The organism is Nocardiopsis sp. L17-MgMaSL7 (genome assembly GCF_003182025.1).
Classification (GTDB): domain Bacteria; phylum Actinomycetota; class Actinomycetes; order Streptosporangiales; family Streptosporangiaceae; genus Nocardiopsis; species Nocardiopsis prasina.
Genome location: NZ_QGTF01000014.1, coordinates 1 through 26,387 on the forward strand (window position 1 = coordinate 1; position 26,387 = coordinate 26,387).

The window sequence follows — 26,387 nt, forward strand, 5'->3', positions numbered from 1 at the left end:
TTCGTCACCGTCCCCAACGGCGCCCATCCGGCCGACGAGAACCGCATCATCATGAGCGACGCGGCCCCGGCCCTGTTCGAGGCGATCAACAACGGTGTGGACCTGGGCGGCGGCGAGGACGAGGACAAGGACGAGGAGAAGTCCGAGGACGTCTCCGTGGAGCCCGGGGACGTCGCCGTCGAGGTGGTGAACAACACCGGGATCGAGGGGCTGGCCCTGGAGATCCAGGCGGTGCTGGTCCAGGACGGGTTCGTGGTCACCGGAGTCGGCAACCCGGAGGTCCGCGCGCCCGAGCTCACCACCGTCTACCACGGCCCCGGCGACGAGGCCGCGGCCAAGCTGCTCGCGGACAGCCTCACCAACGCCCAGACGGAGGAGGCCGAGGGCCTGGAACAGACCCTCGAACTGGTCGCCGGGTCCGACTGGGAGGGCTTCGGTGGCTCCTCCTCCGAGTCCGACCTGTCCATCACCGACGACCTCGGCGGCGTCACCGCCGAGAAGCAGGAGAGCGCCTGCTAGGTCGCGGTACTACGGGGGTGCCTCACCGGGGGCGCCCCCGTTTCCGTACTCGGGGTCTGACACAACGAGACCGTTCCGGTACCATCCGGGGGGTTACGTCCGAGTAGTCATGGGGAGTCCTGTGACTCGTTCCCTCTTCGGGCGGTTTCTCCTCTCATGTCCCAGATCGGATCGCAGGTGCCCTCTTGGCCCCAAGAAACGTGTCGAAGGCCGCTGCCGGGATGACACCCGGTAAGTGGTTGGCGTGCGGGATGACCGGGGTGGTCATCGCCGGGAGTCTGACTGGCTACGGCGTCTACCAGGACGTCCTCGCCATCGACACCGCCGAGATCGACCCCGACGGCTGGGGGGACCGGCCCGCGCAGGTGGACGGGGTGCACAACATCCTGCTCCTCGGCACGGACGAGCGCGCGGGGGACGACGCCAGCTACAACGAGCTCAACGGCATCCGCCCCGACGTCCTGGTGGTCGTCAGCATCGACGTGGACCAGGGCGGGGTGACCATGGTCAACCTGCCCCGCGACACGATGGTGGAGATCCCGCCGTGCGACGCGGGCGAGGACGGCCAGGGCTGGAACGGCGGCGTCGACCAGCTCAACCACGCCATGACCTACGGCGGCATGGACTGCCAGGGCAACACGGTGGAGACCATCACCGGCATCCACCTCGACCACATGGTCCTGGTGGACTTCGCCGGGTTCGAGAACATCGTGGACTCGATCGGCGGCATCGAGATGTGCGTCCCCGAGCCGATCGACGACCCCAAGGCGCACCTGGTGCTGGACGCCGGACTCCAGCGGCTCGACGGGGAACAGGCCCTGGGCCTGGCGCGCTCCCGCGACAGCGCGGAGAACGGCAGCGACCTCGGCCGGATCGACAACCAGCAGCGGATGATCGGCGCCATCCTGCGCGAGGTCACCGAGGGCCAGATCCTCTCCAGCCCCAGTACCCTCTACGGCTTCCTGGACTCCATCACCGACAGCCTCACCACGGACGACGGCTTCAGCACCGACAAGATGACCGAGCTGGCCGTCGCCATGCGCGAGGTGGACCTGGGCCGGATGAACATGGTCACCGCCCCCGTGACGGACTACCCCGTCGACCCCAACAAGGTCGCGCTGGAGGAGCCCGCCGCACAGGAGCTGTTCGCCGCGGCGGCCTCGGGTGAGCTGGCCGAGGGCGAGGACACCGGGGACGACGCGGGCAGCGAGGAGGACTCCGGCGGGGTCGACTCCTCCGAGGTGTCCCTGCGGGTGCTCAACAACACCGGCATCGACGGCCTGGGCAGCCAGGTGCAGGGACTGCTGGAGGCCGAGGGCTTCGTGGTCACCGAGTCCACCAACCCCGACCTCCGCGCGCCCGAGACGACCACGGTCTACCACGGGCCGGACCGCGCCGAGCACGCCGAGGTCCTGGCCTCCTCCCTGTCGGTCGCCGAGGTGGTCGAGGAGCCCACGCTCGGCGACGACCTGGAACTGGTCATGGGCTCGGCCGACTGGGACGGTCTGGCCGCCGACGAGGGGGCGGGAGGCGGATCCGCCACCGACGGCATCGAGACGACCTCCGCCGCAGAGGACGAGGTGAGCTGCTCCTAGGAGCCGGACCCACGCCACCGCACGAGAACGGGGCCCGTCACACCAGGTGTGACGGGCCCCGTTCTCGTGTGCTCGGGTGGGAGCGGATCAGCCCCCGGCTGTGTTGCCGCGCATGCCCTTGGGCAGCTTCGCGCCCTTGGGCATGGGGCCCTTGGGCATCCGCATCGCGGGCGGCAGCGCCTTGAGGCGGTAGTTCAGCTCGGCGGTGTCGCCCTTGTCCAGGTTGCGCGGCAGCTTGACCAGCGCGCGCTGGAGCTTGGAGACCGGAACCTGGTCCTCGCCGTTGCCGACCTTGAAGTCGTAGATGGGCGTGTCGTGGGCCACGCGGGCCACGCGCTTCTTCTCACCGGCGATCAGCCCCTTGAGCCGGCCGGGGTCGCCCTCGCCGACCAGGACCACGCCGGGGCGGCCCACCACGCGGTGGACGACGTCCATCTGCTTGTTCGCGGCCACACCGGGCTCGACCACCCAGTTGCCGCGCATGTTCTCCAGGATCGCCATGCCCGCGCCCAGACGGCCGTCCAGCATCTGGTACTGGACCCGCTGGGCGGAGCGGGTGAACATGATGAACCCGACAAGGAAGGCGATCGGCAGACCGGTCAGCGGCCAGATGATCCAGGAGCCGGTCCAGATGCCGATGCCGACGAAGACCGCGAGGATCACGACCGCGACGGCGATCGCGATCGGGATCGTCCGCGGGCTCTGCTTGTGCACGACCTTGGCGACCATGCCGATCTGCTTCAACCGGCCCGGCTGCTTCTCGCCACCCTGACCGGCGGTCGTTTTCTCGGACTTCTTCGCCATCGTGCTTCAGGCAGCGCACACCGACCTCGTCGGTGGGGAAGGAGATCCCTGTGCTGCCTTGCCTCCTCTTCGCGGTCGACCTATGGTGCGGCGCCTTCCGGCGCCGCCAGCTGGGCGCCTTGGAACACCAGGATATGTGTCCGGCTCCCGAGATGCGGAACGGTGGCCCGTGGGCCACCGTTCCAGCTTGGTCACGACTCGGTTGTATCAGCCGTTATGCGTTGCTCGTGGCCTTGGCGGCCTCGGCGTCACGCTTCTCGCGGGCCTGCTTGTACAGGGTCCCGGCGCGGTACGACGAACGCACGAGCGGACCGGACATGACTCCGGCGAAGCCGATCTCCTCGGCCTCCTTGCCCAGTTCCACGAACTCCTGCGGCTTCACCCAGCGGTCGATCGGGTGGTGCAGCTTGGAGGGACGCAGGTACTGGGTGATGGTCAGCAGGTCGCATCCGGCCTCGTGGAGGTCGCGCATGGCCTCGCTGATCTCCTCGCGGGTCTCGCCCATGCCCAGGATCAGGTTGGACTTGGTGACCAGACCGTCCTCGCGCGCCTCGGTGATGACCCTCAGCGAACGCTCGTAGCGGAAGCCCGGGCGGATGCGCTTGAAGATCCGCGGCACGGTCTCCACGTTGTGCGCCAGGACCTCGGGGCGCGAGCCGAAGACCTCGGCCAGCTGGTCGGGGTCCGCGTTGAAGTCCGGGATGAGCAGCTCGACGCCGGTGTCCGGGTTGAGCTCGTGGATCTTGCGCACCGTCTCGGCGTAGAGCCAGGCGCCGCCGTCCTCCAGGTCGTCGCGGGCCACACCGGTCACGGTGGCGTAGCGCAGCTCCATCTTCTTGACGGAGGTGGCGACCTTGGTCGGCTCCATCCTGTCCAGCGCCGTCGGCTTGCCGGTGGCGATCTGGCAGAAGTCGCAGCGGCGGGTGCACTGGTCACCGCCGATGAGGAACGTGGCCTCCCGGTCCTCCCAGCACTCGTAGATGTTGGGGCAGCCCGCCTCCTGACAGACGGTGTGCAGGCCCTCGCCCTTGACCAGGGACTGGAGCTCGGTGTACTCCGGCCCCATGTGCGCCTTGATCTTGATCCATGGCGGCTTTCTCTCGATCGGGGTCTCGCTGTTGCGCGCCTCCACGCGCAGCAGCTTGCGGCCCTCAGGAGCGATGGTCAACGCGAACCCGTTCCCTTCTGTACCCCTTGACGGGGACCCTCGCGCCCCTCGTGGGGGCTGTGGTCAGTCATCCACGGGCGGTGGCGCCGGAGAGCATTCCGGAGCCGTCGGTGTGGCTGTACTCCGCCGCGCCGAGGACGTCGGCCAGGTGCCGTTCGAGGCGCGGTCGCGCGTCGGCGACGGTGACGGAGCGCCCCAGTTCGTTGGTGAGCGAGGTGACCCCCGCGTCGGAGATCCCGCAGGGGACGATCCGGTCGTACCACGACATGTCATTGTCGCAGTTCAACGCCAGACCGTGCATCCCGACTCCGCGGGCGATTCGACAGCCGATCGCGGCGACCTTGCGTTCGATCAGTCCGCGCTCGGGATCGGCTTCCAGCCAGACCCCGGTACGACCCTCGACCCGCAGGCCCGTGAGGCCGTACTCGGCGAGGGTGCGGATGAGGGCCTCCTCCAGCATGCGGACGTAGGCGATCACGTCGATCGGGTCCGGCAGCCTGACGATCGGGTACACCGTCAGCTGGCCCGGCCCGTGCCAGGTGATCTTTCCTCCCCGGTCGATGTCCACCACGGGAGCGCCGGGGTCGGTCATGGGACGATCCGACCTCCCAGTGCGCTTGCCCGCCGTGTAGACGGGTTCGTGTTCCAGGAACAGGACCGTGTCGGCCACCTCATCGGCGACGCGGCTCTGATGGAGCCGTCTCTGGAGTTCCCAGCCCTCGTGGAACGGGACGGGGGTGTCGCCCAGCCATGCGTAAACGAGATCACTCACACCTCCACCTTACGCCCCGGCGAGAGGGGCGGGTCAGGGCAGGATGTCGGATAGCGCACTGCCGTCGCCGGGCCCTCTAAGGGAATAGGGGAACCCGTCCTGGCGTTGCCGCCGAACTTTTCCCGGGTTTTTCGGCGAAAGGACTGCGGGCGGCGGCTGTGTCTTCTAGGTTGTGAGTGGGACATGGAACTCCGCGTCAGTGCGGAGCTACCGTGGGCGACGCCCTGTCGGGCTGGCAGGCGCTCGCTGAACCCGCAGACCTTTGATGATGGGGATCATCAGGGGATGGTGATTGGTGGGGTAGAAAGACGGGGCGGTGCCGTTCAGGCGCCGCCCCGTCCACCTTTTCGCCCGCGCGGTCCCTCAGCCCGGGAAGGGGCGCCGTGCGCGGGCCTCACGCAGCGACAGCGCCCACCACACCAGCTGGTCCAACATCTCCTCCACGGCGTCCTCCGCGCCCCTCAGCTCCGCGACGGGGCCTCCCTGCGAGCCGAACGTCCGCTGGGCGTTGTGCAGGCTCACGGAGGTGCGCACCGACGTGACGTGCAACTCGGCGAAGACCGCGCGCAGCTGCTCCACCGCGCGCAGGCCGCCGGACATGCCGCCGTAGGAGACGAAGGCGACCGGTTTGGCGAACCACTCCTTGCGCGCGGAGTCGATGGCGCTCTTCAACGGGCCGGGGTAGCCGTGGTTGTACTCCGGGGTGACCACGACGAAGCCGTCGGCGGCGTCGACGCGGGGCGAGAACGCGTCCAGGGCGGCCCCGTGGCCGTCGCCGAGGTCCAGCTCGGCCACGTCCAGGACGTCGAGGGTGACGCCCTCCCGGGACGCGGCCCGGTCCAGGAACCATCCGGAGACCACGGTGCCGGTACGGCCGTTGAGGTTTCCACCCAGGATGACGGCGATCCGCAGGTCCGGCTGTTGCATGGAGTTCCTCGTCTTCGACTGGCCCGGGGCCGGGGGTTCGGGGAGGCGCGACCACGATAGGACGTCAAGTGAGGTTGAGGTCAAGTCGGGGGTGGTGGTGGGTGTCGCCGACGTACGAAAGGCCCGGGCCGGACACCCGTGCTGGGTGCCCGGCCCGGGCCGGGAGCGGCCTCCCCGAGCGGGGAGGCGTGGCTCAGGACAGACCGAGGTCGCCCTCGAAGGCGCCCTCCTCCAGGCGCTCCTTCACGGTCTGGAGGAAGCGTCCGGCGTCGGCGCTGTCGATCAGGCGGTGGTCGTGCGCCATCGACAGGTAGACCATCGAACGGACCGCGATGACCTCGCCGCCCATGGCCTCGTCCTCGACGACCACGGGACGCTTGACGACCGCGCCGGTCTCCAGGATCGCGACCTGCGGCTGGTTGATGATCGGGGTCCCGAAGAGCGCACCGGTGTGGCCCGTCTCGGAGATCGAGAACGTGCCGCCACCCAGCTCGTCCGGGCCGAGCTTGCCGGTGTGGGCGCGCTCGGTCAGGTCGGTGAGGCCGCGGGCCAGACCACCGAGGTTCAGCGAACCGGCGTCCTTGACCACCGGGGCGAGCAGACCGCGCTCGGTGTCCACGGAGACGGCCAGGTTCTCGACGTCGTGGTAGGTCACCGTCTGGTCGGCGGCGTTGATCACCGCGTTGACCTTCGGGTGGGCCTTGAGGGCCTCCACGGCGGCCAGCGCGATGAAGGGGAAGAAGCCCAGCTCCACGCCCTCGCGCTTGGCGAAGTCGGCGGAGGACTGGTCGCGCAGGCGCGCGATCTTGCTGACGTCGACCTCGATGACCTGGGTGGTCGTGGCGGAGACGCGCAGCGACTCGACCATGCGGTCGGCGATGGACTTGCGCAGACGGCTCAGCTTCTCCGTGCGACCGCGCACCGAGGTGTCCGAGGTGACCTTGCGAGCGGCGGCGGGCGCGGCGGCGGCCGAACGCTGGGTCTCGGCCGCCTTGAGGACGTCCTGCTTGCGGATGCGACCGCCCACGCCGGTGCCGGTGACCCGGGTCAGGTCGACGCGGTGCTCGCTGGCGAGCTTGCGGACCAGCGGGGTCACGTAGCCCTCGGCCACGGCGTCGGTACCGGAGGCCTGACCGGTTCCGCTGAGCGTCTCGACGTCCACCGACGGGCTGCCAGCGTCCTGCTCACGTGCGGCGGGAGCAGGCGCGGACTGGGCGGGGGCGGGCTCGCTCTTGGGGGCGGGCGCGGGCTCGGCCGGGGCGGCGGCAGCGGGGGCGGGGGCGGCACCGGATCCGCCGCCGATGATCGCGATCTCCGCGCCGATCTCGACCGTCTCGTCCTCGTCGACGAGGATCTTGGTGAGCACTCCGGCCACCGGGGACGGGATCTCGGTGTCCACCTTGTCGGTGGAGACCTCGAGGAGCGGCTCGTCCTCCTCGACGGTGTCGCCGACGCTCTTCAGCCACTGGGTGATGGTGCCCTCGGTGACGCTCTCACCCAGGGCGGGGATGGTCACGGGGGTGCCGGGGCCGTCGGAGTCGGCGGCCGGCGCGGCGGGCTCGGGCTCGGGGGCCGGGGCGGGCTCCTCAGCGGCGGGCTCGGGCTCAGGCTCGGGCTCGGCGGCCTCGGGCTGAGCGGCCTCGGGCGCGGGTGCCGCGTCGTCGGCGCCGTCACCGTCGCCGCCGATGATCGCGATCTCCGCGCCGATCTCCACGGTCTCGTCCTCGTCGACGAGGATCTTGGTGAGCACTCCGGCCACCGGGGACGGGATCTCGGTGTCCACCTTGTCGGTGGAGACCTCAAGGAGCGGCTCGTCTACCTCGACGGTGTCGCCCACGTTCTTCAGCCACTGGGTGACGGTCCCCTCGGTGACGCTCTCACCCAGGGCGGGCATGGAAACGGAAGTCGGCATGGATTCCTCGTTGGATCTGGACGCGGTACCTGCCCAGGCCTTGATGGGCAGCGCGGATGTGTGCGGGGGCGGGCCGGTGAGGGCCCGCCCCCGGGGGTGAAGCGGTCAGTCGTGGACGTGCAGCGGCTTGCCCGCCAGCGCGAGATGCGCCTCGCCCAGCGCCTCCGACTGGCTCGGGTGCGGGTGGATCAGCTGCGCCACCTCGGAGGGCAGGGCCTCCCAGTTGTAGATCAGCTGGCCCTCGGCGATGAGCTCGCCGACGCGGCTGCCGACCATGTGGACGCCCAGCACGGGGCCGTCCTTCTCGGCGATGACCTTGACCGCGCCCTGGGTCTGGAGGATCTGGCTCTTGCCGTTGCCCGCCAGGTTGTAGTTCATCTCGACGACGTCGTGACCGCGCTCCTTGGCCACCTTGGTGGTCAGACCGACGGAGGCGACCTCAGGCTCACAGTACGTGACACGGGGGACACCGTCGTAGTCGATCGCGGGCGGGTTCTGCCCGGCGATGTGCTCGGCGACGAAGATGCCCTCGGCGAACCCGACGTGCGCGAGCTGGAGGGTCGGGATGAGGTCGCCGACCGCGTAGACGTTGCCCACACCGGTGTGCAGGTTCTCGTCGACCTTGACGAAGCCGCGGTCCAGGGTGACGCCCTGCTCCTCGTAGCCCAGGCCCTCGGAGACCGGGCCGCGGCCGATGGCGACCAGCAGGACCTCGGCCTCCAGGGTCTTGCCGCCCTGGAGGGTGACGACCACGCCGGAGTCGGTGGTCTTGACCGACTCGAACGGAGTGCCCAGCTCGGACTTGATCTTCCGCTTGCGGAAGGCGCGCTCCAGCAGCTTGGAGCTGGACTCCTCCTCGACGGGGACCAGGTTCTTGAGGGCCTCGACGATGGTGACGTCGGCGCCGTAGGAACGCCACACGCTGGCGAACTCCACGCCGATCACGCCGCCGCCCAGGACGATGACGGACTCGGGGACGCGGTTCAGGCCCAGGGCCTGGTCGCTGGTCATGACCTTGTCGCCGTCGATCTCCAGGCCCAGGGTCTTGGGCTTGGAGCCGGTCGCCAGGAGGATGTTCTTCCCCTTGTAGACCTTGCCGTCGACCGTGACCTCGTCCTTGCCGGTGAGCTTGCCCTCACCCTCGACGACGGTGATCTTGCGGGACTTGATCAGTCCGCTCAGGCCCTTGTGCAGGCCGCTGATCACCTTGTCCTTGTACTTGTGCACCGCGTCGATGTCGATGCCCTCGAACGTGGCCCGGACACCGAAGTTCTCGCTCTCCTTGGCGGTGTCGGCCACCTCGGCCGAGTGCAGGAGGGCCTTGGTGGGGATGCAGCCGCGGTGCAGGCAGGTGCCGCCGAGCTTGTCCTTCTCGATCAGGACGACGCTCATGTCCAGCTCCGCGGCGCGCAGTGCCGCCGCGTAGCCGCCGCTGCCGCCGCCAAGGACGACGAGGTCGAAGGTGCCGCCGCTCTCACTCACGGGAACGAACTCCTAGTTGTGGTGGCTGGTGATGGGTGGTGGAAGACCGCGGGCCACCGCCGCCGCTGGCGGTGTGTCGATCGGGGACCCCCGGCTGCCGGGGACGGGGGGCGCTCGGCTCGGGAGCGCCGCCCCGCCCTTCCGGACTACTGCTTGCGGGCGTAGTCCTCGGCGATGCGGACGAGGGTGCGGGTACCCGCACCCGTGCCGCCCTTGGGGGTGTATCCGTGCGGGCCGCCCTGGTTGAAGGAGGGCCCGGCGATGTCGAGGTGGGCCCACTTGGTGCCCTCCTCGATGAACTCCTGGAGGAAGACGCCCGCGGAGAGCATGCCGCCCCAGCGCTCGCCCGCCACGTTGGCGATGTCGGCGACCGAGGAGTCGAGCCCGGCGCGCAGCTCGGCCGGGAGCGGCATCGGCCAGGAGGCCTCGCCCTCGGCGGTGGCGGCGGCGACGATCTCGTCACGCACGGCGTCGTCGTTGGACATGACCGCGAACACGCGGGTGCCGAGCGCGACCAGCTGGGCGCCGGTCAGCGTGGCGATGTCCACGATGAGGTCGGGCTCGTCCTCGTGGGCGCGGACCAGGCCGTCGGCCATGACCAGGCGGCCCTCGGCGTCGGTGTTGAGGACCTCGACGGTCCTGCCGCCGTAGATGCTCAGGACGTCGGAGGGGCGCTGGGCCGTGCCGCTGGGCATGTTCTCGGCCACGGTCAGGTAGCCGACCGCGTTGACCTTCAGGCCCAGGGTGGAGATGGCGCGCATGGCGGCGAGCACGGAGGCGGCGCCGCTCATGTCGGACTTCATCCAGTCCATCGAGCCCGCGGGCTTGAGGGAGAGGCCGCCGGAGTCGAACGTGATGCCCTTGCCGACGAAGGCGACCTTCCTGGTGGCCTCGGGGTGGCTGTAGGCCAGCCGGACCAGGCGGGGCGGGTTGGCTGAACCCTGACCGACACCGGTCAGGCCGCCGTAGCCGCCCTCGGACAGGGCGCGCTCGTCCAGGACCTCGATCTCCAGCTCGGCCTGCTGGGCGATCTCCTGGGCCGCCGACGCCAGGTCCTCGGGGACGAGGTCGGCGGGGGCGGTGTTGACGAGGTCGCGGGTGAAGGAGACAGCCTCGGCCAGGACGGCGGCGCGCTCCACGGCGTCGGCGGCACCGTCGGCCTCGCTGACCACGGTGAGCGTGGCGGCGCCGCGCGCGGCCTTCTTCTCCGCCTTCTCACCGGTGCGGTAGCGGTCGAAGCTGTAGCAGCCGAGTTCGGCGCCCAGGGCGACGGCACCGGCCTGCTCGGCGGTGCTCGCGGGCAGGGCCAGGACGACGCGGCCCGCACCCTCGGGGCGCGCGCTCAGCGCACGCAGCGCCGCACCTGCGGCGCGTGAGAGGACGTCGGGGTCGACGGCACCGTCGGTGGGCGCCGGGCCGAGCCCGACCGCGACGACGACCGGGGCGCTGACGGCTCCGAGGGAGGCAATGGTGTGCACCTCCTCAGGGGCGCCGCTCGCTCCCAGGAGCGACAGGGTCGAGCCGAGGCCGCCGGAGAAGGCGGCGTCGACGCTATGAGCGCCCGATGCGGGCTCCGGGGCGTCGCCTCCGGAGTGGTAACCGACGACAACCGCGTCGGCGTCGAGCGAACTGGGGGACTCCGTGTTTACTGACAACGTCGTGCTCACGTCCTCGATGCTAGTCCTCCCGCGCCCCCGACGGTGACGCGGCGTCCCACGCCCCAGGGGTCCTGACGCGGCGCTCCCCGCCGTCGCGCGGTGCCGCCGGTGGCCCCGGGTGGGTGCGCCTCCGTCCGCGCCATGTGGGGGCTCTGGTCCCTCGCGGGAGGTGTCGCACGCGGTCGGCGGCGCCCGAACGCGCTGTCCCCGGCCCTGACCGCGTGAAACCCGGTGTGAAAAAATGTGATGATGGCGACATCCGGCCGTCGCGGAAAACTACCAGACCGCACGAATCGGCAGGTGAAGCAGCCCCCGGTCCTTCACAGCGGGGCGCCGCCACCCCCCTCCCCGTACCCGGCACCCCGGCCACGGCTCCGGAGCCGTCCAGTTCTAGGATCGCTTCTGCGAGCCCTCACTCGCCCTTGACCTGCACGGGAGGAACACATGCCGGGTCCCGCAACCTCCGTCGCGTTGGCCCCGCGGGCCTCCCGTCTGGCCACCGTCGCGTTGACCCTGTTCGCCGTGTCCGTCACGACCCAGGCCCCGGCCGGGGCGGACTCACAGGTGGCGGACGCCGTCCGGGAACTCGCGTCGGGTGAGCATGTCCACGTCGCCGAGAACGGCCCGGACGTCCCCGAGGAGACGCTGGCGCTCGCCCGTGCACGGCTCTCCGAGGCGAGGACCCCGATCCGGGCCGCCCTCCTCGAAGGCGTGGACCCGGCGCGGGCCGTGCACACCCTCGCCGGGGAGGTCGGCGAACCCGGCCTGTACGTGGTGGCCACCGAGGAACGCGCCGCCACAGGGAGCGTCACGACCAACCTGTCCTGGACCGCCGTGGGCATCGACACCGGCGGCGCCGACCTGGAGGAGCACTTCGTGTTCTCCCACGGAGACACGGTGGAGCAGCTGGTCAGCGCGGTGGACCTGGTGGACGGCGACCTGCTCGACGACATCGGGTCGGCCGTGCGCGAAGAGACCGTGTACGTCCACCCCGCCGTCGAGGCGGCCCTGCCCGACCTGGACGCCGCGGCGCTCCGGGAGCGGTTCGACGGCCTGGACGACACCCGAGTCGCGGTCGTTCCTCCACCGGGCGAGAGCGCCTCCAGCTACGAGGAGGAGTACGCCGACGCCCTGCTCGACCCGCTCGGTGACGACGGCACGGCCCTGCTCGCGGTGTGGACCTACGACGACTTCCGGTTCACCCCGGCCTCCGGACCGGAGGGGCCCGAGCCCGCGGACCTCGCGTGGCTGCTGCCGCTCGGCCCCGGCCTGGACGGACTGGCCCCCGCGCTCCACGTCTTCGCCGGAGCGGTGGACGGGAACGTGGTGGCCGACGCCCGCACGGCACTCGCCGAGGACCACCTGTTCGTGCACCCGAGGGCGGGCGCCGACATCAGCGAGGCGCAGCGCGCCGAGTTCGACGCCGCCCTGGCCGCCCTGGACGAGCCGGTCCGGGTCGCGGTCCTGCCCTCCGGTGCTCGGCTGGAGGCCGACCCGGACGGCGGCGCCGCTCCTCTGGCGGAGGCGGTGGGCGACGGGCTCGACGGCCCCGTGGTCGTCTACGCGCTGGACGGCTCCGGCGGAGTGGAGTACTACCCGGTGGACGGAGGCGTCGACGGTGAGCACGACCTCGACTCCGCCGTCTTCTTCGGCCTCGACCACGACAGTGCCCGCGCCTCGGTGGACGGCCTCCTCGCGGAGTTCGGCGACGGTCCGGTGGTCAGCACGGACACCCCCGCCACGGACGGGGGGACCACCCTGCCCTGGCCCGCCGCACTCGGACTGCTGGTCTCCCTGGGCCTGGTCTCGCTGGGCCTGGTCGGCTCGCGGGAGCGGCGTCGGGCCCTGGCCGCCCGGGAGGAGGAGCGCCGGGCCGCCGAGCAGGAGGACGCCGAGACCATGGCGGAACTGCGCGCCGAGGAGGCGGCCCGGGTCGCCGACATCCAGGAGGAGAACGACCGGGGCATCACCGAACTGGGCGAGGCCCTGGCCCACGCCGAGGCGCCGGTCACCGACTCCGTGGCGGAGTTCGAGACCCACCTGAGGGAGTACGAGCGGCTCAAGGAGGACAACGAACGCGCGGACGACATCGACCGCGTCCTCTCCGTCCGCCACCGCACGGAACAGGCGCGCGACCGCCTGGAACGGTGGAACCGCCGCCAGCGCGGTCAGTGACCGAGGGGCTCAGGCCCGCACAGCCGCCGCCGTCACCAGCAGGACCACCGTCACGGCCGTCTCCACCAGGGCGCCCAGGACGTCCCCGGTCACCCCGCCCAACCGGCGGACGGCCCGGTACAGAAGAGCTCCGGCCGCCGCCAACCCGGCCACCGACCCCACCGCGCAGGCCACGGCGAACCCGGGGGAGTGCGCCAGCCCGAGCAGGCACGCGGCCAGCACCCCGGCCGCGCACACCGACGCGGCCAGGGGACGCACCGTCCCGGCCACGAACGAACCCAGCCCGTCGGGACGCGCCGAGGGCACCCCCGTGCACGCCAGGGTCACCGCCAGCCGTCCGGTCGCGCCCGCGACCACGGCCCCGGACACGGCCGCCCAGGGTGAGACCCCGACCAGCTGCGCCAGTGCCAGTACCTGGGCGCCCACCGCCACCAGCAGGGTGATCACCCCGAACGGGCCGATGTCGGAGCGGCGCATCACCTCCAGCGCACCCTCCGCCGGGCGTCCGCTGCCCAGGCCGTCGGCGAGGTCGGCCAACCCGTCCAGGTGCAGGCCCCGGGTGAGCAGCGCCCCCAGCCCCACCGAGAGCAGCGCCGCTAGCGGCGCGGACCAGCCCCACCACGCGCCGGCCGCCGCGACCCCGCCGACGACCCCGCCGAGCAGTCCGCCCAGCAGGGGAGCCCAGACCATCGCCCACCCGGCCACGCCGCGGTCCACCCGCGCCACACGGACCGGCCAGACCGTGAAGGTGCCCACGGCCATCCGTGCTCCGGCCAGAGCGTCGGCCCCGCTCACCCGAGCTCCACCACGCGTCCCGCCGTCACGAGCACCACCGCTTCGGACTCGGCACCCACCCACTGGTTCAGCAGGCCCAGCTGATCGCGGAAGATCCGGCCCGAGCGGGTCGGCGGAACCACACCCGAGCCCACCTCGTTGGTCACCGCCACCACGTAGGCCCGCGTCGAACGCCAGGCCTCCAACAGCTCGTGGACCGCGGTCTCCAGCAGCTCCTCGGCGTCCTCGGGCGGCTGGTCCTCCCAGAGACCGCATTCGCCCATCACCCAGGTCAGCCAGGTCCCCAGGCAGTCGATCAGCATCGCGCCCTGCGTCTGCCTGAGCAGCGACGCGAGGTCGGTGGTCTCCTCGGTCCGCCACCACCAGGGGCGCCGCCGCGCGTGTCGCTCGACCCGCTCAGCCCACTCCGGGTCCGCCTCGTCGGGGACCGGCCCGGTGGCCGCGTAGACCACCCGGGGTTCGGTCAGCAGACGGAGTTCGGCCTCGGTCGACTTGCCCGAGCGCGCGCCGCCGGTGACCAGGGTCCGGTACGGCCCTTGCGGGCGGGACTCCGGCCACACGGCGGGCGGACAGGACATGACCGTGCCGTCCCCCGGGGCCATGACGCCCCACAGGTGGGCCCGCCGGGCGAACTCTTCGGGGGACCGGATCCGGTGGTCGCCGCCGACCGCCACGACGGCGGTGGTCACCCCGATCACCCCGGACCGTCGCAGCTCACCGACGACCTCCGGACGCTGGGCCGCGTCCACGATGACCATGTCCACCTGTTGGGCGGGCGCCGACGAGTACGCGGACGAACCGGAGGGACGACCGTCGGCGGGCGGTCCCCCCGGCAGCGGACCAGGTCCGGAGCGGGCGAACAGCAGACGGCCTCCGTCCGCGCCCTCCACCAGGGCGCCGTCCGGTGTGTTCGTCACCGTGTAGCCGGGCGGGACCGGTCCGACCGCCCCCGCCTCGCGTAGGCGGAAGCGGTCGTCGACGGTCACCCGCAGCGGCAGGCGGCGTTCCGCATGGGCCTTGTTGCAGGACGAGCAGGTGCACTGCGGGGCTGGCCAGCCCGTGTGACCCGCTGTCCCCAGAAATCGGATACGCACCCAAAAAAGTAAACAGCATCGTGGACCAAGGCTTGGTTAAGCTCGGCTCAGGATCGCGGTGCACCCACCGTGGAACCGGCGACGAAGGGCGGGCGAGGATGGCGTGGACGTGGCGGTACATCGGGGTCGACGGTGACCGGACGGGGGCGGAGGACCTGCCGACCGAGTCGTTCACGTCGCGTGGCGACGCCGAGAGCTGGCTCGGGGAGAACTGGGCGGAGCTCGCGGAGGGCGGAGTGGCCAGCGTCGCCCTGCTGGAGGAGGACCACGAGGTCTACACGATGCCCCTCGGCGCCGAGTAGGTCGGCCGCGCGCACTGCCGGATCCGGCCCGACCAGGTCCGGCCGTGGGACGGGCCGAGGGCCCGGCGGTCGCACGGCCGCCGGGCCCTCGGTGACGCGGCACCAGGCCCTGTTTCTTGGATGAATCCTCCCAGCCGTCGCCCGCCACCACCCCCAACGGACGCCTGCGGCGCGGTGTCCTCGCGTCACCACCGGGCGGCCTCTCGCATCGATGTCGGCACTCCGCCGACACGAGCGAGAGCATCCGGAAGAACAGGCCCTAGCCGCGGACGTTCTCCGGGCTCTTGGTGAGCTCCGGGTCGCGCTCCACGCTGTCGCCCAGGACCTCGTCGATCCGGGCCATCAGCGCGGCGTCGAGCTTGACCCCGGCCGCCTTCACGTTGCTCTCGACCTGCTCGGGGCGGGAGGCGCCGATGATCGCGGCGGACACGTTGGGGTTCTGGAGGACCCAGGCCACGGCCAGCTGGGACAGGGTCAACCCGGCCTCGGCCGCCAGCGGCTCCAGCCGCTGCACCCGCTCCAGCAGGGCCTGGTCCGCGACCTTGTCGGCGAGGAAGCGCTCGCTCTTGGGGTCGCTGGCCCGCGAACCGCTGGGGAGCTCCTGGCCCGGCTTGTACTTGCCGGTGAGGACGCCGCCCGCGATGGGGGACCACACGAGCTGGCCGATGCCCTCGCGCTCGGAGAGCGGGACGACCTCGGACTCGATGACCCGCCAGATCATGTTGTACTGCGGCTGGCTGGAGACGATCCGGTCGAAGCCCATCTCGTCGGCGATCTTCAGCGCCCGCTCGATCTGGTCGGCGCGCCACTCGGAGACACCGATGTACAGGGCCTTGCCCTGGCGGACCAGGTCCTCGAAGGCCCGCATGGTCTCTTCGAGCGGCGTGCTGTAGTCGTACCGGTGCGCCTGGTACAGGTCCAGGTAGTCGGTGCCCAGACGGCGCAGGGAGTCCTCGCAGCCGCGGATGACGTGCTTGCGGTTCAGACCCCGGTCGTTCCTGCCCTCGCCCACCGGCCAGAAGACCTTGGAGAAGATCTCCAGGCCGTCACGGCGCTGACCCTTGAGCGCCCGGCCCAGCACCTCCTCCGCCCTGCCCTGCGCGTAGGCGTCCGCGGTGTCGAACGTGGTGATGCCCGCGTCGAGCGCCGCGCGGACGCAGGAGGCCGCGGTGTCCTCCTCGACCTGGGAGCCGTGGGTGATCCAGTTCCCGTAGGCGATCTCGCTGATGATCAGACCGCTGTTGCCAAGATGCCGAAATTCCATGCCGAGCACTCTAGTTGGCGGGGCCTCGGCCGGCGTGACGGGGCTCGGGGCGATGTGAAGGGCCGGTGCGGTCACCGGCCCCGCTCACGTCGTCGGGGATGGGGATGTGGGACGGCCGGTGGTTCAGCGGACGCCGCTCGGTGTGGGGTCGTCGCCGACCTTCAGCCGGGGCTTGGGCAGACGCAGGCGCCGGAACTGGAGCTGGCGCATCGCGGCGTACATGCCGATGCCCTTGACCGCCGGGTCGTCCGGGAAGTACTCGGTGGCGTGGCGCTTGACCGTGCGGCCGATCATGACGCCCTCGGCGATGATCGTCACCATCATCAGCGGCCACAGCACGTAGGCGACGCCCACCTGGAAGACCGGGTTGTTGATGAACAGCAGCGCGATGATCAGGATCGAGAACGGGAGGAAGAACTCGCTCGCGCTGCGGCGCGAGTCGATGAAGTCCCGGGCGTACGCGCGGGCCTTGCCGAGGTCCTGCTGCCGGAAGTACTTCTCGTCTCCCTTGGGAGCGCCGGAACGCCGGGCGGTCGTGCCGCGTTGACGTTCGAGACGGTCCCGGTAGGCGCGGTAGGCCTCCTTACGGGTCTCAGGGGCCTTCACCGGTCGGCGCGGGGTGCCTTCGGATTCCCTGCGCTTAGGGGTGGGCACACCCTTCTTGGGGGTATATCCCTTAGGTTGGGTGGCCTCAGTGGCCTCAGGGCTGGCGGATTCGGCGGAGGTCGAATCCGGGGCTGCGGAAGCGGAGCGACGTCGGAACACACCCTCAGGGTAGCCGGTCATAGCTTTATGGCGACCGCGGGCCAGACCGCGTAGGGTTGGGCAAAGCGCCCGCTGGGAACAGCCGATGTACGCACCGAGAAGGGGACGGCCACGCCAATGAGCGTGTTTCAGCGACTTTCGATGATCTTCAAGTCCAAGGCCAACAAGGCCCTGGACTCTGTCGAGGACCCTAGGGAAACCCTCGACTACTCGTACCAGAAACAGCTCGAACTGCTTCAGAAGGTTCGTCGCGGTGTCGCTGACGTCGCGACCTCCCGCAAGCGGGTCGAGCTCCAGATCCAGCAGCTCGAACAGCAGTCCGGCAAGCTGGAGAACCAGAGCCGCGCCGCTCTGACCCAGGGCCGCGAGGACCTCGCCCGCGAGGCCCTCACCCGTCGTTCCGGCCTCACCAGCCAGATGGAGGGCCTGCGCGAGCAGCACTCCAACCTCCAGAACGAGGAGCAGAAGCTCACGATGGCGGCCCAGCGCCTGCAGGCGAAGGTGGACGCCTTCCGCACGCGCAAGGAGACCATCAAGGCGACCTACACCGCCGCCCAGGCCCAGACGCAGATCAGCGAGGCCTTCTCCGGTATCTCCGAGGAGATGGGCGACGTCGGCATGGCCGTGCAGCGGGCGGAGGACAAGACCGCCGAGATGCAGGCCCGTGCGGGCGCGGTGGACGAGCTCCTCGCCTCCGGCGCGCTGGACGACGTCACGGGCACCGGCCCGAAGGACGACATCCAGTACGAGCTCGACCAGATGGCGAGCACGACCGGTGTCGAGGCCGAGCTGGAGCGCATGAAGCTCGAACTCGGCGGCGGCAGTGGTGGCGCCACCCCGCAGATCGAGGGCGGCAACGGGGCCGGGAACCGGGAGGGCTCGTGATCGTTCGCATCATGGGTGAGGGGCAGCTCGACCTCACCGACGCCGACCTGGGCCTGCTCAACGACTTCGACGCCGCCCTGGAGGCCGCGATCGAGTCCGGTGACGAGGCCACGTTCCGCAAGGCCCTGCACGACCTCCTGGCGAAGGTCCGGGAGGACAGCAAGCCGCTGCCGCCCGACTCCCTGGAGCCCTCGCAGTTCATCCTCCCCCCCGCCGACGCCAGCATGGACGAGGTTCGGGAGATGCTCCAGGACGACGGGCTCATCCCGGGCTAGGAACCACCCCGGGCCAGGGACCACCCCGTCTCGGTTCCCGCGTGCGCGTTCTTCCACCCCGGCCGCCGTGATCCGTCACGGCGGCCGGGGTGTGTCCGGGGTCATGCGGCCGTGGGGACACGCGGTGCCCCGCTTTAACCCGTTTCTCACCTCCCCGAACTACACTCCGACACATCCGCAGGGGAGGGAGTCGGCGTGGCTGGTTCGAAGTTCCGTCCGGACCGGGGGCTGACGGCCCGGATGGTCATGACCATGGTCCTGCTGTTCCTGGTCTACGTCGCCTTCGTGGTGGGTTTGGTCCTCGCCGGGCTCAACGTCTGGCTGGTGCTGGTCCTCGTCGCGGCGTTCGCCCTGTTCTCCTACTTCTCCTCCGACAAGATCGCGATGTTCGCGATGGGCGCCAAGGAGGTCACCCCCGAGCAGGCGCCCGACCTGCACGCCATCGTCGACCGCCTGTGCGCCATGGCCGACATGGCCAAGCCGCGGGTGGGCATCGCCGACACCGACGTCCCCAACGCCTTCGCCACCGGCCACAACGAGAAGTCAGCGGTCATCTGCGTCACCACGGGGCTGACGCGCCGCCTGGACGGCCCGGAGCTGGAGGCGGTCGTCGCCCACGAGCTCTCGCACATCGCCCACCGCGACGTGATGGTGATGACGATCGCCGGGTTCCTCGGCATCGTCGCCGGGTTCCTCACCCAGGCCGGTCTGCGCTTCGCCATGTTCGCCGGAGCGGGCGGCGGACGCGGCAACAACAACGGCCCCGCCCCGGCGGTCGTCGCGCTCCTGGTCGTCCTGGTCAGCGCCGTCGCCTGGGTCCTGAGCTTCCTGCTCACCCGCGCACTGTCCCGCTACCGCGAGCTCGCCGCGGACCGCGCCGCCGCGTACCTGACCGGCCGACCGTCCGTGCTGGGCAGCGCCCTGTCCAAGATCACCGGCGACATGGCCCGCATCCCCACCCGGGACCTGCGCCAGGCCGAGCCGTTCAACGCGTTCTTCTTCGCCCCGGCCTTCGCGAAGAAGGGCTTCAGCATGAACCAGCTCATCGCCACCCACCCGCCGGTCGAGCAGCGCCTGGCCCAGCTCGGCGACATCTCCCGCCAGCTCGGTCGCGGAGCCTGACCCCACCGAACCACCCACGAGGGGAACCCACCACCATGAGCTTCTGGCGCAGCCTGCTCGGCCGCTCGGAACCGGCCAAGCCCGACCTGGACGCGCTCTTCGGCCTGCCCTCGGCCGCGCTCACCCTGCGGGCCGGGGTGGGCCTGACCCCCACGGGTTCGGGGTCGGTGGCCTTCCGCGCCTCCGAGGGCGCCGCCTTCGCCGACATCGAACGCGACGTGACAGAGCTGCTCAACGCGGGGGAGGGGCCGTCGGTGGAGCAGACCACCGACGACTACGGCTACACCTGGCTGGTCCTGCGCCCCGGCGCCGCGCTGGGGGCGGCCACCGGCGACGGGCCCTCGGGCGGGGAGCTCGTGGACACCGACATCACCGGCCTGGTCACCGACCTGCACGCCGTCAACTCGACGCTGGAGGCCAACGGCTACGGCCCCTCCCTGCTGTGCTCGCTGGTCGGCTTCACCGACACTCGGGGCCGTTCCGTGGGCCTGGTCTACCTGTACAAACGGGGCACCTTCTACCCCTTCGCCCCCGAGGGCGGTCAGCGCCGCGACAACGCGCTGGAACTCCAGGTGGAGGCGTCAGTGGGGGACGACCTGCCGATGGAGAAGGACCGCTCCCGCTGGTTCCCGGTCTACGGCGCCCCCGGCCTGTGAGGCGGGGCCGTCCGGAGATGGCATCTGCGGCCCGGACAAATTACCCTTGGAGGTACGAGCACACCCGTGCGTCGCCTGGGTCACACCTGCACCGTGCGGCCGGGGTGCCAGCGCGAACACAGCGGCCACGCGACGGAATGCCACACCGGCCTCCGACGTTGGGACCCGTTGAAGAGGACTGGACCCGCCGACGCGGGCCGGTCCGGTAAGCGACCGGGGTCGCCAGACGGCCGCAACCCCTTTCAAGAGGAGCTTTACAACATGACGGTTCAGAGCGAGGCCACCGCGCAGGGAGTCATCCTCACCGATGGTGCGGCCGACAAGGTTCGGGCGCTCCTTGACCAGGAGGGCCGGGACGACCTGCGCCTGCGTGTGGGCGTCCAGCCCGGTGGTTGCTCGGGGCTGCGTTACCAGCTCTACTTCGACGAGCGCGACCTCGACGGCGACGTCATCGCCGACTTCGACGGTGTCGAGGTCGTCACCGACCGCCGCAGCGCCGCCTACCTCATCGGCGCGACCATCGACTTCGTGGACACCATCGAGAAGCAGGGGTTCACCATCGACAACCCCAACGCCACCGGTTCCTGCGCCTGCGGTGACTCCTTCAACTAGGCGTCCCGAGGCTCCCCACGGGAGCGTTCAGGTTCTCGGAACCACAGGGGGAGGGCGGACGCGGACGAGCGTTCGCCCTCCCCCTCTGGGTACCCTTGGCTGGTCCGAACGGGCACGTCCCCGGCATGCCCTGAAACAGCTCGCCGGATCGCCCCCGAGCGATCCACCTCGCCAGCAAGGAGCCCACGTCCCGTGCGTATCGCGGTTGCCGGATCCATCGCCACTGACCACCTGATGACCTTCCAGGGCCGGTTCGCCGAGCAGATCATCCCTGAGCAGATCCAGCAGTTGTCCCTCTCCTTCCTCATCGACGAGCTGGACGTGCGCCGTGGCGGCGTCGCGGCCAACATCTGTTTCGGCATGGGCGGGTTCGGCCTGAGCCCGGTCCTGGTCGGTGCCGCCGGCGCCGACTTCGAGGAGTACCGTTCCTGGCTCGACCGCCACGGCGTCGACACCTCCGCGGTGCACATCTCCGAACTGCGTCACACCGCCCGGTTCGTCTGCACCACGGACCTGGACCAGAACCAGATCGCGTCCTTCTACACGGGCGCGATGGCCGAGGCCCGCAACATCGAGCTCCAGCCGATCTCCGACCGCGTCGGCGGCCTCGACCTCGTCCTGATCGGCGCCGACGACCCCGCGGCCATGATCCGTCACAGCGAGGAGTGCCGTACCCGCTCCATCCCCTTCGCCGCCGACCCCTCCCAGCAGCTGGCCCGTATGGAGGGCCCGGAGGTGCGCACGCTGATCGAGGGCGCCGCCTTCCTGTTCACCAACGAGTACGAGAAGGCCCTGGCCGAGCAGAAGACCGGCTGGTCCGACGCCGACGTCCTGTCCCGCGTGGGGACCCGCGTCACCACCCTCGGGGCCAAGGGCGCCCGGATCGACCGCAAGGACGAGCCGAGCGTCCACGTTCCCTCCGCCGCCGTCGACGAACTCGTCGACCCCACCGGCATGGGCGACGCCTTCCGTGCCGGCTTCCTGTCCGCCCACTCCTGGGGCCTGCCCCTGGAGCGCGCGGCCCAGGTCGGCAACGCCACCGCCGTGCACTGCCTGGAGGCCGACGGCCCGCAGGAGTACACGCTCACCGGCGCCTCGCTGCTGGAGCGCCTGGAGCGTTCCTACGGTGCCGAGGCCGCCGAAGAGGTCCGCCCCTTCGTGTGACCCGTGTCCGCCCCGGCCGGAAAAGAACGCACTCTGGTCGGGGTGGTACCCCGGAGCCCGTAAAGTGGATGGCTGTGACCCGCACGGGAAGTCCCGTGCCCGCCCGGTGCGTCGAAACGCGTGCCGGGTCATTCGCCCGAACCGCTCGCGCCGGGTCACGCGCGGCGGTGGGGAACCCGCTCCGACCCGCACCGCGGGACACCGGGGCTCGGGCGCCCTGAGCGCCTCCCAGATCTAGGCCAGCCTTACCTGGGATTCCCTGATTCACCCTGAAAGGACTTCGCATGCGCTACACCGGACCGAAGGTGCGGTTGTCCCGGCGCGCCGGCACCCCGCTGACCCGTAAGGCGGTCAGCTACTTCGAGAAGCGTCCGTACCCGCCCGGCGAGCACGGTCGTCGCGTCCGCCGCAACAGCAGCGACTACGCCGTTCGTATGGCGGAGAAGCAGAAGGTGCGCTGGTACTACGACCTGACCGAGAAGCAGCTGGTCAGGATCTACGAGAACGCCAAGAAGCGTCCCGGCCGTACCGGTGAGGAGATGCTCGGCGAGCTGGAGCTGCGTCTGGCCACGGTCGTGCTGCGCGCCGGTCTGGCCGCCTCGATCTACGCCGCGCGTCAGTTCATCAACCACGGTCACATCACCGTGGACGGCAAGAAGGTCGACATCCCGTCGTACCAGGTCAAGCCGGGCCAGATCATCAGCGTTCGGGAGAAGTCCCGCTCGATGGTCCCGTTCGTCGAGGCCGCCGAGGGCATCCACGCCGACGACAAGATCGCCGGATACCTCGCCGTGAGCCACAAGGACCTGCGCATCGCGGTCGTCGACCGCCCCAAGCGTGAGCAGATCCCCGTGCCCTTCGACGAGCAGCTCGTCGTCGAGTACTACGCTCGCTAGACGGTTCCCGCGGTCGCGGTTCCCTTCCTCGGGGGCGGAACCGCAGTGTGGGACAGGCCGCGTGGACCCCGTGTCCGCGCGGCCTTCGCCTTGTCCGGTACCTCCCTCCCTCCGCCCCTTTGGTGCTTCGGGAGGGGGATCGGGTACTTCGCGCCGCCCCCGGAAAACTGGACGGCGTGAATCGTTATCGCAACGGGACCGAAAGCCCGGCCCGGTGTTCCGGTGATGTCGTCGGCGGTCAGTACATCCGGCGGATGTGAAAAGCGCTACCCCGCGCCAGTGGCCGCTCGACGACGAACTCGTGCATCTTCATCCGGCACCAGGACGGTATGTCCGCGCTCGCCGCGGGATCGTCCGCGGTGACCGCGATGACCGCCCCGATAGGCACTTCGCGCAGTCGGGCGGCCAGCATGATGATCGGGATCGGGCACTTGAGCCCCACCGCCTCCACGGTGACCAGCGGCTGCTGCGACGTCGGTCGCTCGGGCACGTCCACCCCCTGTTGGTTGTCGTCCTGTGGCCCAATCTTGACCCGGTGCGCTGCAAAAGGCGCACCCGGTTAAGGGTGTCGTAAACCCAGCGATACGCTCGCCTTGGTCTCGCGTCGCGAACGCGCACACCACCGCATCGAGCGGAGATGTGAACGGGAGCGGCCAAGGGGCCCGGGGGATCGCCGGGCCGCGCCTCGTAGCCAGCCGGGAGGACTTCCCTCGGGGGCGACCTGGCCCGGCTCCGTGGGGCCGCCGAACGTTTCGAGAGGGCGCGTCTGGCAACACGCTGACCAGGCAAGCCCATGAACGGCACGCTGGGCGGTTCGCGATAATGTTTCCCCCTGACAAGCTTTGGATACTTAGGCCGCTCGTGGAGAATCCACGGGCTTCACCGCTGGGAAGGCAATCCGTGAGTCCGACCCGCCAAAAAAATCGGCGCTCAACACTGCGCCGATGGGCACCACGCGGCGCCGCGCTCGCCGTGCTGGGGCTGGCCGCGACCGGCTGCGCGTCGAACGATCTCACTCGTTTGGGCATGCCGGAGCCGATCACCGAGCAGGCCGAGCGTGTTATCTCGCTCTGGCAGGGCTCGTGGGTGGCGGCTTTCGCGGTCGGCGTCCTTGTGTGGGGACTGTTCATCTGGACAATCCTCTTCCACCGCAAGCGCTCTGAGCAGTTGCCGCCGCAGGTGCGGTACAACATGCCCATCGAAGCGCTGTACACCGTTCTGCCGATCGTCGTCATCTCGGTGCTCTTCTTCTTCACCGCGCGAGACCAGGCCTACCTGCTCGACACGGAAGAGCCCGCCGACGTCCATGTAGAGGTCGTGGCCTTCCAATGGGCCTGGCAGTTCAACTACATGGACGACACCAAGGAGAACGGTGGCGACGTACTCTTCTCCGAGGTTGGTATTCCCAACCCGGACGGCACCGCCAACCGTGACACCCAGACGACCCTCGTCCTTCCCGAGGGCGCGGTCGTCCACTTCGACCTCCACTCTCCCGACGTCATCCACTCGTTCTGGATCCCGGCCTTCGGCTTCAAGATGGACGTCGTCCCGGGCCGGGACAACTCCTTCCAGGTCAACCTCATGGAAGGTTCCGAGGGCGAGTACGTCGGTCGTTGCGCCGAGCTGTGCGGTGTGGACCACACCCGCATGCTCTTCAACGTCGAGGTCCTCCCGCAGGACGAGTACGACGCCTGGGCCGCAGAGCAGGAGGCCAACGCGACCGAGGCCGCAGAGGCCGCCGAGGCCGCTGCCGCTGAGTCCGAGGCCGCCGAGACCGACGACGCCGAGGGCACGGGTGCTGACGGCACCGACGCTGAGGGCACGGGAGCCGAGGCGACCGAGTCCGAGGAGAATGACGAGTAAATGACCACGACGGCAACCGAACCCCGCACTGACGGTCAGGCACCGTCACGCAAGGGGTCGATCATCGTCAACTGGCTGACGTCGACCGACCACAAGGTCATCGGGTACATGTACCTGATCACCTCCTTCGCGTTCTTCCTCTTCGGAGGCGTGCTGGCGCTCCTCATGCGCCTGGAGCTGTTCCACCCGGGCATGCAGTACATGTCCAACGAGCAGTTCAACCAGCTCTTCACGATGCACGGCACGATCATGCTGCTGATGTTCGCGACCCCGCTCTTCGTCGGGTTCTCGAACATCCTCATGCCGTTGCAGATCGGCGCCCCCGATGTGGCCTTCCCCAGGATCAACCTGTTCGGCTACTACCTGTTCCTCTTCGGTAGCCTCATCGCGATCAGCGGCTTCCTGACCCCGGGCGGCGCGGCCAGCTTCGGCTGGTTCGCCTACACCCCGCTCTCCGACGCGGTCCGCTCGCCGGGCCTCGGCGGCGACCTGTGGATCCTGGGCCTGGCCGTCTCCGGTCTGGGCACGATCCTCGGTGCGGTCAACTTCATCACCACCGGCCTGTGCATGCGCGCGCCCGGTATGACGATGTTCCGCATGCCGATCTTCACCTGGAACACCCTGCTCACCAGCGTCCTGGTGCTCATCGCGTTCCCGGTCCTGACCGCGGCCCTGATCGCTCTGGGCGCCGACCGCATGGTCGGCACCCAGGTCTTCAACGCCGAGCACGGCGGCGCCATCCTGTGGCAGCACCTGTTCTGGTTCTTCGGCCACCCGGAGGTCTACATCATCGCGCTGCCGTTCTTCGGTATCGCGACCGAGATCCTCCCGGTCTTCAGCCGCAAGCCGATCTTCGGCTACAAGAGCCTGGTGGCGGCGACCATCGCCATCGCGGGCCTGTCCGTGACCGTGTGGGCCCACCACATGTTCCCGACCGGCGCGGTGCTCCTGCCGTTCTTCTCGTTCATGACGTTCCTCATCGCGGTTCCGACCGGTGTGAAGTTCTTCAACTGGATCGGGACGATGTGGCGCGGACAGCTCACGTTCGAGACGCCGATGCTGTTCACGATCGGCTTCCTGGTCACCTTCCTCTTCGGCGGTCTGACCGGTGTGCTGCTCGCTTCGCCGCCCATCGACTTCCACGTCACCGACTCCTACTTCGTGGTGGCGCACTTCCACTACGTGGTGTTCGGCACCGTGGTGTTCGCGATGTTCGCGGGCTTCTACTTCTGGTGGCCCAAGTTCACCGGGCGGATGCTCAACGAGAAGCTGGGCAAGTTCCACTTCTGGCTGCTCTTCCTGGGCTTCCACGGCACGTTCCTGGTGCAGCACTGGCTGGGCGCCATGGGCTTCCCGCGTCGTTACGCGGACTACCTGGACACTGACGGCTTCACGCAGCTGAACCAGATCTCCTCTGTCTCCTCGTTCGTGCTCGCGGCCTCGACGCTGATCTTCTTCTGGAACATCTACGTCACCGCCAAGAGGGCGCCGCTGGTCACCGTGGACGACCCGTGGGGTTACGGCTGCTCGCTGGAGTGGGCCACCTCGTGCCCGCCGCCGCGACACAACTTCACGTCGCTGCCCCGGATCCGGTCCGAGCGTCCGGCCTTCGACCTCAACCACCCGCACGCGGCCGCACCCGGTGCCGTCGCCGCCGGTGCCGAGAAGAAGTAGGGGGTAGA

25 protein-coding genes are annotated in these 26,387 nt (G+C 70.1%); 13 read left to right on the plus strand and 12 right to left on the minus strand.

The window, feature by feature from the left end; genetic code table 11:
• Both BDW27_RS21905 and BDW27_RS21910 read left to right on the plus strand, forming a co-directional pair.
• A partial coding sequence (locus tag BDW27_RS21905; protein WP_146223286.1) for a LytR C-terminal domain-containing protein occupies positions 1–519 on the plus strand: 519 nt, incomplete at its 5' end.
• A gap of 221 nt (positions 520–740) precedes the next feature.
• Positions 741–2,114, plus strand: coding sequence for an LCP family protein (locus tag BDW27_RS21910; RefSeq protein ID WP_199560742.1), 1,374 nt, complete (start codon positions 741–743; stop codon positions 2,112–2,114).
• A gap of 87 nt (positions 2,115–2,201) precedes the next feature.
• Here BDW27_RS21910 and BDW27_RS21915 read toward each other — a convergent pair whose 3' ends face one another.
• The 7 genes from BDW27_RS21915 to BDW27_RS21945 all read right to left on the minus strand — a co-directional run bounded on the left by BDW27_RS21915 (position 2,202) and on the right by BDW27_RS21945 (position 10,846).
• Positions 2,202–2,918: a DUF4191 domain-containing protein gene (locus BDW27_RS21915; protein ID WP_017546491.1), complete on the minus strand. Its 717-nt coding sequence runs from the start codon at positions 2,916–2,918 to the stop codon at positions 2,202–2,204.
• Positions 2,919–3,132: 214 nt separating this feature from the next.
• Positions 3,133–4,086, minus strand: coding sequence for a lipoyl synthase (gene lipA, locus BDW27_RS21920; protein ID WP_017546492.1), 954 nt, complete (start codon positions 4,084–4,086; stop codon positions 3,133–3,135).
• 67 nt (positions 4,087–4,153) lie between these two features.
• Positions 4,154–4,858, minus strand: a complete 705-nt coding sequence (lipB, locus tag BDW27_RS21925) for a lipoyl(octanoyl) transferase LipB (protein WP_110051463.1) — start codon at positions 4,856–4,858, stop codon at positions 4,154–4,156.
• A 363-nt stretch (positions 4,859–5,221) separates the two neighbouring features.
• Positions 5,222–5,785: an NADPH-dependent FMN reductase gene (locus tag BDW27_RS21930; RefSeq protein WP_110051464.1), complete on the minus strand. Its 564-nt coding sequence runs from the start codon at positions 5,783–5,785 to the stop codon at positions 5,222–5,224.
• A gap of 193 nt (positions 5,786–5,978) precedes the next feature.
• Entirely contained in the window at positions 5,979–7,697 is a 1,719-nt protein-coding gene (sucB, locus tag BDW27_RS21935) for a 2-oxoglutarate dehydrogenase, E2 component, dihydrolipoamide succinyltransferase (protein ID WP_110051466.1), read from the minus strand.
• A gap of 105 nt (positions 7,698–7,802) precedes the next feature.
• Positions 7,803–9,179 (minus strand): dihydrolipoyl dehydrogenase, encoded by a 1,377-nt coding sequence (gene lpdA / locus BDW27_RS21940; RefSeq protein WP_017546497.1) that lies wholly within the window; start codon positions 9,177–9,179, stop codon positions 7,803–7,805.
• A gap of 146 nt (positions 9,180–9,325) precedes the next feature.
• A complete protein-coding gene (locus BDW27_RS21945) occupies positions 9,326–10,846 on the minus strand; it encodes a leucyl aminopeptidase (RefSeq protein WP_110051468.1) in 1,521 nt (506 codons plus the stop codon).
• Positions 10,847–11,281: 435 nt separating this feature from the next.
• On the opposite strand from BDW27_RS21945, the gene BDW27_RS28090 reads away from it, so the two are divergent.
• Entirely contained in the window at positions 11,282–13,012 is a 1,731-nt protein-coding gene (locus BDW27_RS28090) for a hypothetical protein (RefSeq protein ID WP_110051470.1), read from the plus strand.
• A gap of 9 nt (positions 13,013–13,021) precedes the next feature.
• Here BDW27_RS28090 and BDW27_RS21955 read toward each other — a convergent pair whose 3' ends face one another.
• On the minus strand, positions 13,022–13,807 hold the full coding sequence (locus BDW27_RS21955; RefSeq protein ID WP_110051472.1) for an adenosylcobinamide-GDP ribazoletransferase: 786 nt from the start codon (positions 13,805–13,807) through the stop codon (positions 13,022–13,024).
• Positions 13,804–14,793 (minus strand): bifunctional adenosylcobinamide kinase/adenosylcobinamide-phosphate guanylyltransferase, encoded by a 990-nt coding sequence (locus tag BDW27_RS21960; RefSeq protein ID WP_110051474.1) that lies wholly within the window; start codon positions 14,791–14,793, stop codon positions 13,804–13,806. Before BDW27_RS21960 ends, BDW27_RS21955 begins: the two co-directional genes overlap by 4 nt.
• Positions 14,794–14,999: 206 nt before the next feature.
• On the opposite strand from BDW27_RS21960, the gene BDW27_RS21965 reads away from it, so the two are divergent.
• A complete protein-coding gene (locus BDW27_RS21965) occupies positions 15,000–15,203 on the plus strand; it encodes a hypothetical protein (protein WP_017546502.1) in 204 nt (67 codons plus the stop codon).
• A gap of 259 nt (positions 15,204–15,462) precedes the next feature.
• On the opposite strand, the gene BDW27_RS21970 is transcribed toward BDW27_RS21965, so the two are convergent.
• Both BDW27_RS21970 and BDW27_RS21975 read right to left on the minus strand, forming a co-directional pair.
• The gene (locus BDW27_RS21970) at positions 15,463–16,467 is read right to left on the minus strand and encodes an aldo/keto reductase family protein (protein WP_199560737.1); all 1,005 of its coding nucleotides are present in this window, start codon (positions 16,465–16,467) and stop codon (positions 15,463–15,465) included.
• Positions 16,468–16,590: 123 nt separating this feature from the next.
• Positions 16,591–17,253 carry a DUF3043 domain-containing protein gene (locus BDW27_RS21975; RefSeq protein ID WP_026129604.1) on the minus strand — a complete coding sequence of 221 codons (663 nt, stop codon included), beginning with the start codon at positions 17,251–17,253 and terminating at the stop codon, positions 16,591–16,593.
• A 96-nt stretch (positions 17,254–17,349) separates the two neighbouring features.
• Between BDW27_RS21975 and BDW27_RS21980 the strand changes: the two genes are divergently transcribed.
• The 7 genes from BDW27_RS21980 to rpsD all read left to right on the plus strand — a co-directional run bounded on the left by BDW27_RS21980 (position 17,350) and on the right by rpsD (position 22,842).
• A complete protein-coding gene (locus tag BDW27_RS21980) occupies positions 17,350–18,117 on the plus strand; it encodes a PspA/IM30 family protein (RefSeq protein WP_083927601.1) in 768 nt (255 codons plus the stop codon).
• Positions 18,114–18,392: a hypothetical protein gene (locus BDW27_RS21985; protein WP_049565627.1), complete on the plus strand. Its 279-nt coding sequence runs from the start codon at positions 18,114–18,116 to the stop codon at positions 18,390–18,392. The genes BDW27_RS21980 and BDW27_RS21985 overlap by 4 nt, the downstream gene beginning before the upstream one ends.
• Positions 18,393–18,587: 195 nt before the next feature.
• Positions 18,588–19,514: a zinc metalloprotease HtpX gene (gene htpX, locus BDW27_RS21990; protein WP_017546507.1), complete on the plus strand. Its 927-nt coding sequence runs from the start codon at positions 18,588–18,590 to the stop codon at positions 19,512–19,514.
• A gap of 35 nt (positions 19,515–19,549) precedes the next feature.
• The gene (locus tag BDW27_RS21995; RefSeq protein ID WP_110051476.1) at positions 19,550–20,170 is read left to right on the plus strand and encodes a hypothetical protein; all 621 of its coding nucleotides are present in this window, start codon (positions 19,550–19,552) and stop codon (positions 20,168–20,170) included.
• A 261-nt stretch (positions 20,171–20,431) separates the two neighbouring features.
• Positions 20,432–20,782 carry an iron-sulfur cluster assembly accessory protein gene (locus BDW27_RS22000; RefSeq protein ID WP_017546509.1) on the plus strand — a complete coding sequence of 117 codons (351 nt, stop codon included), beginning with the start codon at positions 20,432–20,434 and terminating at the stop codon, positions 20,780–20,782.
• A gap of 192 nt (positions 20,783–20,974) precedes the next feature.
• Positions 20,975–21,946: a carbohydrate kinase family protein gene (locus BDW27_RS22005; RefSeq protein ID WP_017546510.1), complete on the plus strand. Its 972-nt coding sequence runs from the start codon at positions 20,975–20,977 to the stop codon at positions 21,944–21,946.
• A gap of 284 nt (positions 21,947–22,230) precedes the next feature.
• Positions 22,231–22,842, plus strand: coding sequence for a 30S ribosomal protein S4 (rpsD, locus tag BDW27_RS22010; RefSeq protein WP_017546511.1), 612 nt, complete (start codon positions 22,231–22,233; stop codon positions 22,840–22,842).
• A gap of 238 nt (positions 22,843–23,080) precedes the next feature.
• Here rpsD and BDW27_RS22015 read toward each other — a convergent pair whose 3' ends face one another.
• Complete coding sequence (locus tag BDW27_RS22015) at positions 23,081–23,338, minus strand: sulfurtransferase TusA family protein (protein WP_017546512.1); 258 nt, start codon at positions 23,336–23,338, stop codon at positions 23,081–23,083.
• 530 nt (positions 23,339–23,868) lie between these two features.
• Here BDW27_RS22015 and coxB point away from each other — a divergent pair.
• Both coxB and ctaD read left to right on the plus strand, forming a co-directional pair.
• Positions 23,869–24,705 carry a cytochrome c oxidase subunit II gene (coxB, locus tag BDW27_RS22020; protein ID WP_017546513.1) on the plus strand — a complete coding sequence of 279 codons (837 nt, stop codon included), beginning with the start codon at positions 23,869–23,871 and terminating at the stop codon, positions 24,703–24,705.
• Positions 24,706–26,379: a cytochrome c oxidase subunit I gene (gene ctaD, locus BDW27_RS22025; RefSeq protein ID WP_017546514.1), complete on the plus strand. Its 1,674-nt coding sequence runs from the start codon at positions 24,706–24,708 to the stop codon at positions 26,377–26,379.
• The last annotated feature ends 8 nt before the right edge of the window (positions 26,380–26,387 follow it).

Bases quoted from the DNA above. Each gene is read 5' to 3' on its own strand.
- BDW27_RS21910 (WP_199560742.1), top strand. From the start codon at position 741: ATGACACCCGGTAAGTGGTTGGCGTGCGGGATGACCGGGGTGGTCATC.
- BDW27_RS21915 (WP_017546491.1), bottom strand. From the start codon at position 2,918: ATGGCGAAGAAGTCCGAGAAAACGACCGCCGGTCAGGGTGGCGAGAAG.
- BDW27_RS21930 (WP_110051464.1), bottom strand. From the start codon at position 5,785: ATGCAACAGCCGGACCTGCGGATCGCCGTCATCCTGGGTGGAAACCTC.
- sucB (WP_110051466.1), bottom strand. From the start codon at position 7,697: ATGCCGACTTCCGTTTCCATGCCCGCCCTGGGTGAGAGCGTCACCGAG.
- BDW27_RS28090 (WP_110051470.1), top strand. From the start codon at position 11,282: ATGCCGGGTCCCGCAACCTCCGTCGCGTTGGCCCCGCGGGCCTCCCGT.
- BDW27_RS21965 (WP_017546502.1), top strand. From the start codon at position 15,000: ATGGCGTGGACGTGGCGGTACATCGGGGTCGACGGTGACCGGACGGGG.
- BDW27_RS21970 (WP_199560737.1), bottom strand. From the start codon at position 16,467: ATGGAATTTCGGCATCTTGGCAACAGCGGTCTGATCATCAGCGAGATC.
- BDW27_RS21975 (WP_026129604.1), bottom strand. From the start codon at position 17,253: ATGACCGGCTACCCTGAGGGTGTGTTCCGACGTCGCTCCGCTTCCGCA.
- BDW27_RS21980 (WP_083927601.1), top strand. From the start codon at position 17,350: ATGAGCGTGTTTCAGCGACTTTCGATGATCTTCAAGTCCAAGGCCAAC.
- BDW27_RS21995 (WP_110051476.1), top strand. From the start codon at position 19,550: ATGAGCTTCTGGCGCAGCCTGCTCGGCCGCTCGGAACCGGCCAAGCCC.
- BDW27_RS22000 (WP_017546509.1), top strand. From the start codon at position 20,432: ATGACGGTTCAGAGCGAGGCCACCGCGCAGGGAGTCATCCTCACCGAT.
- rpsD (WP_017546511.1), top strand. From the start codon at position 22,231: ATGCGCTACACCGGACCGAAGGTGCGGTTGTCCCGGCGCGCCGGCACC.
- coxB (WP_017546513.1), top strand. From the start codon at position 23,869: ATGCCGGAGCCGATCACCGAGCAGGCCGAGCGTGTTATCTCGCTCTGG.
- ctaD (WP_017546514.1), top strand. From the start codon at position 24,706: ATGACCACGACGGCAACCGAACCCCGCACTGACGGTCAGGCACCGTCA.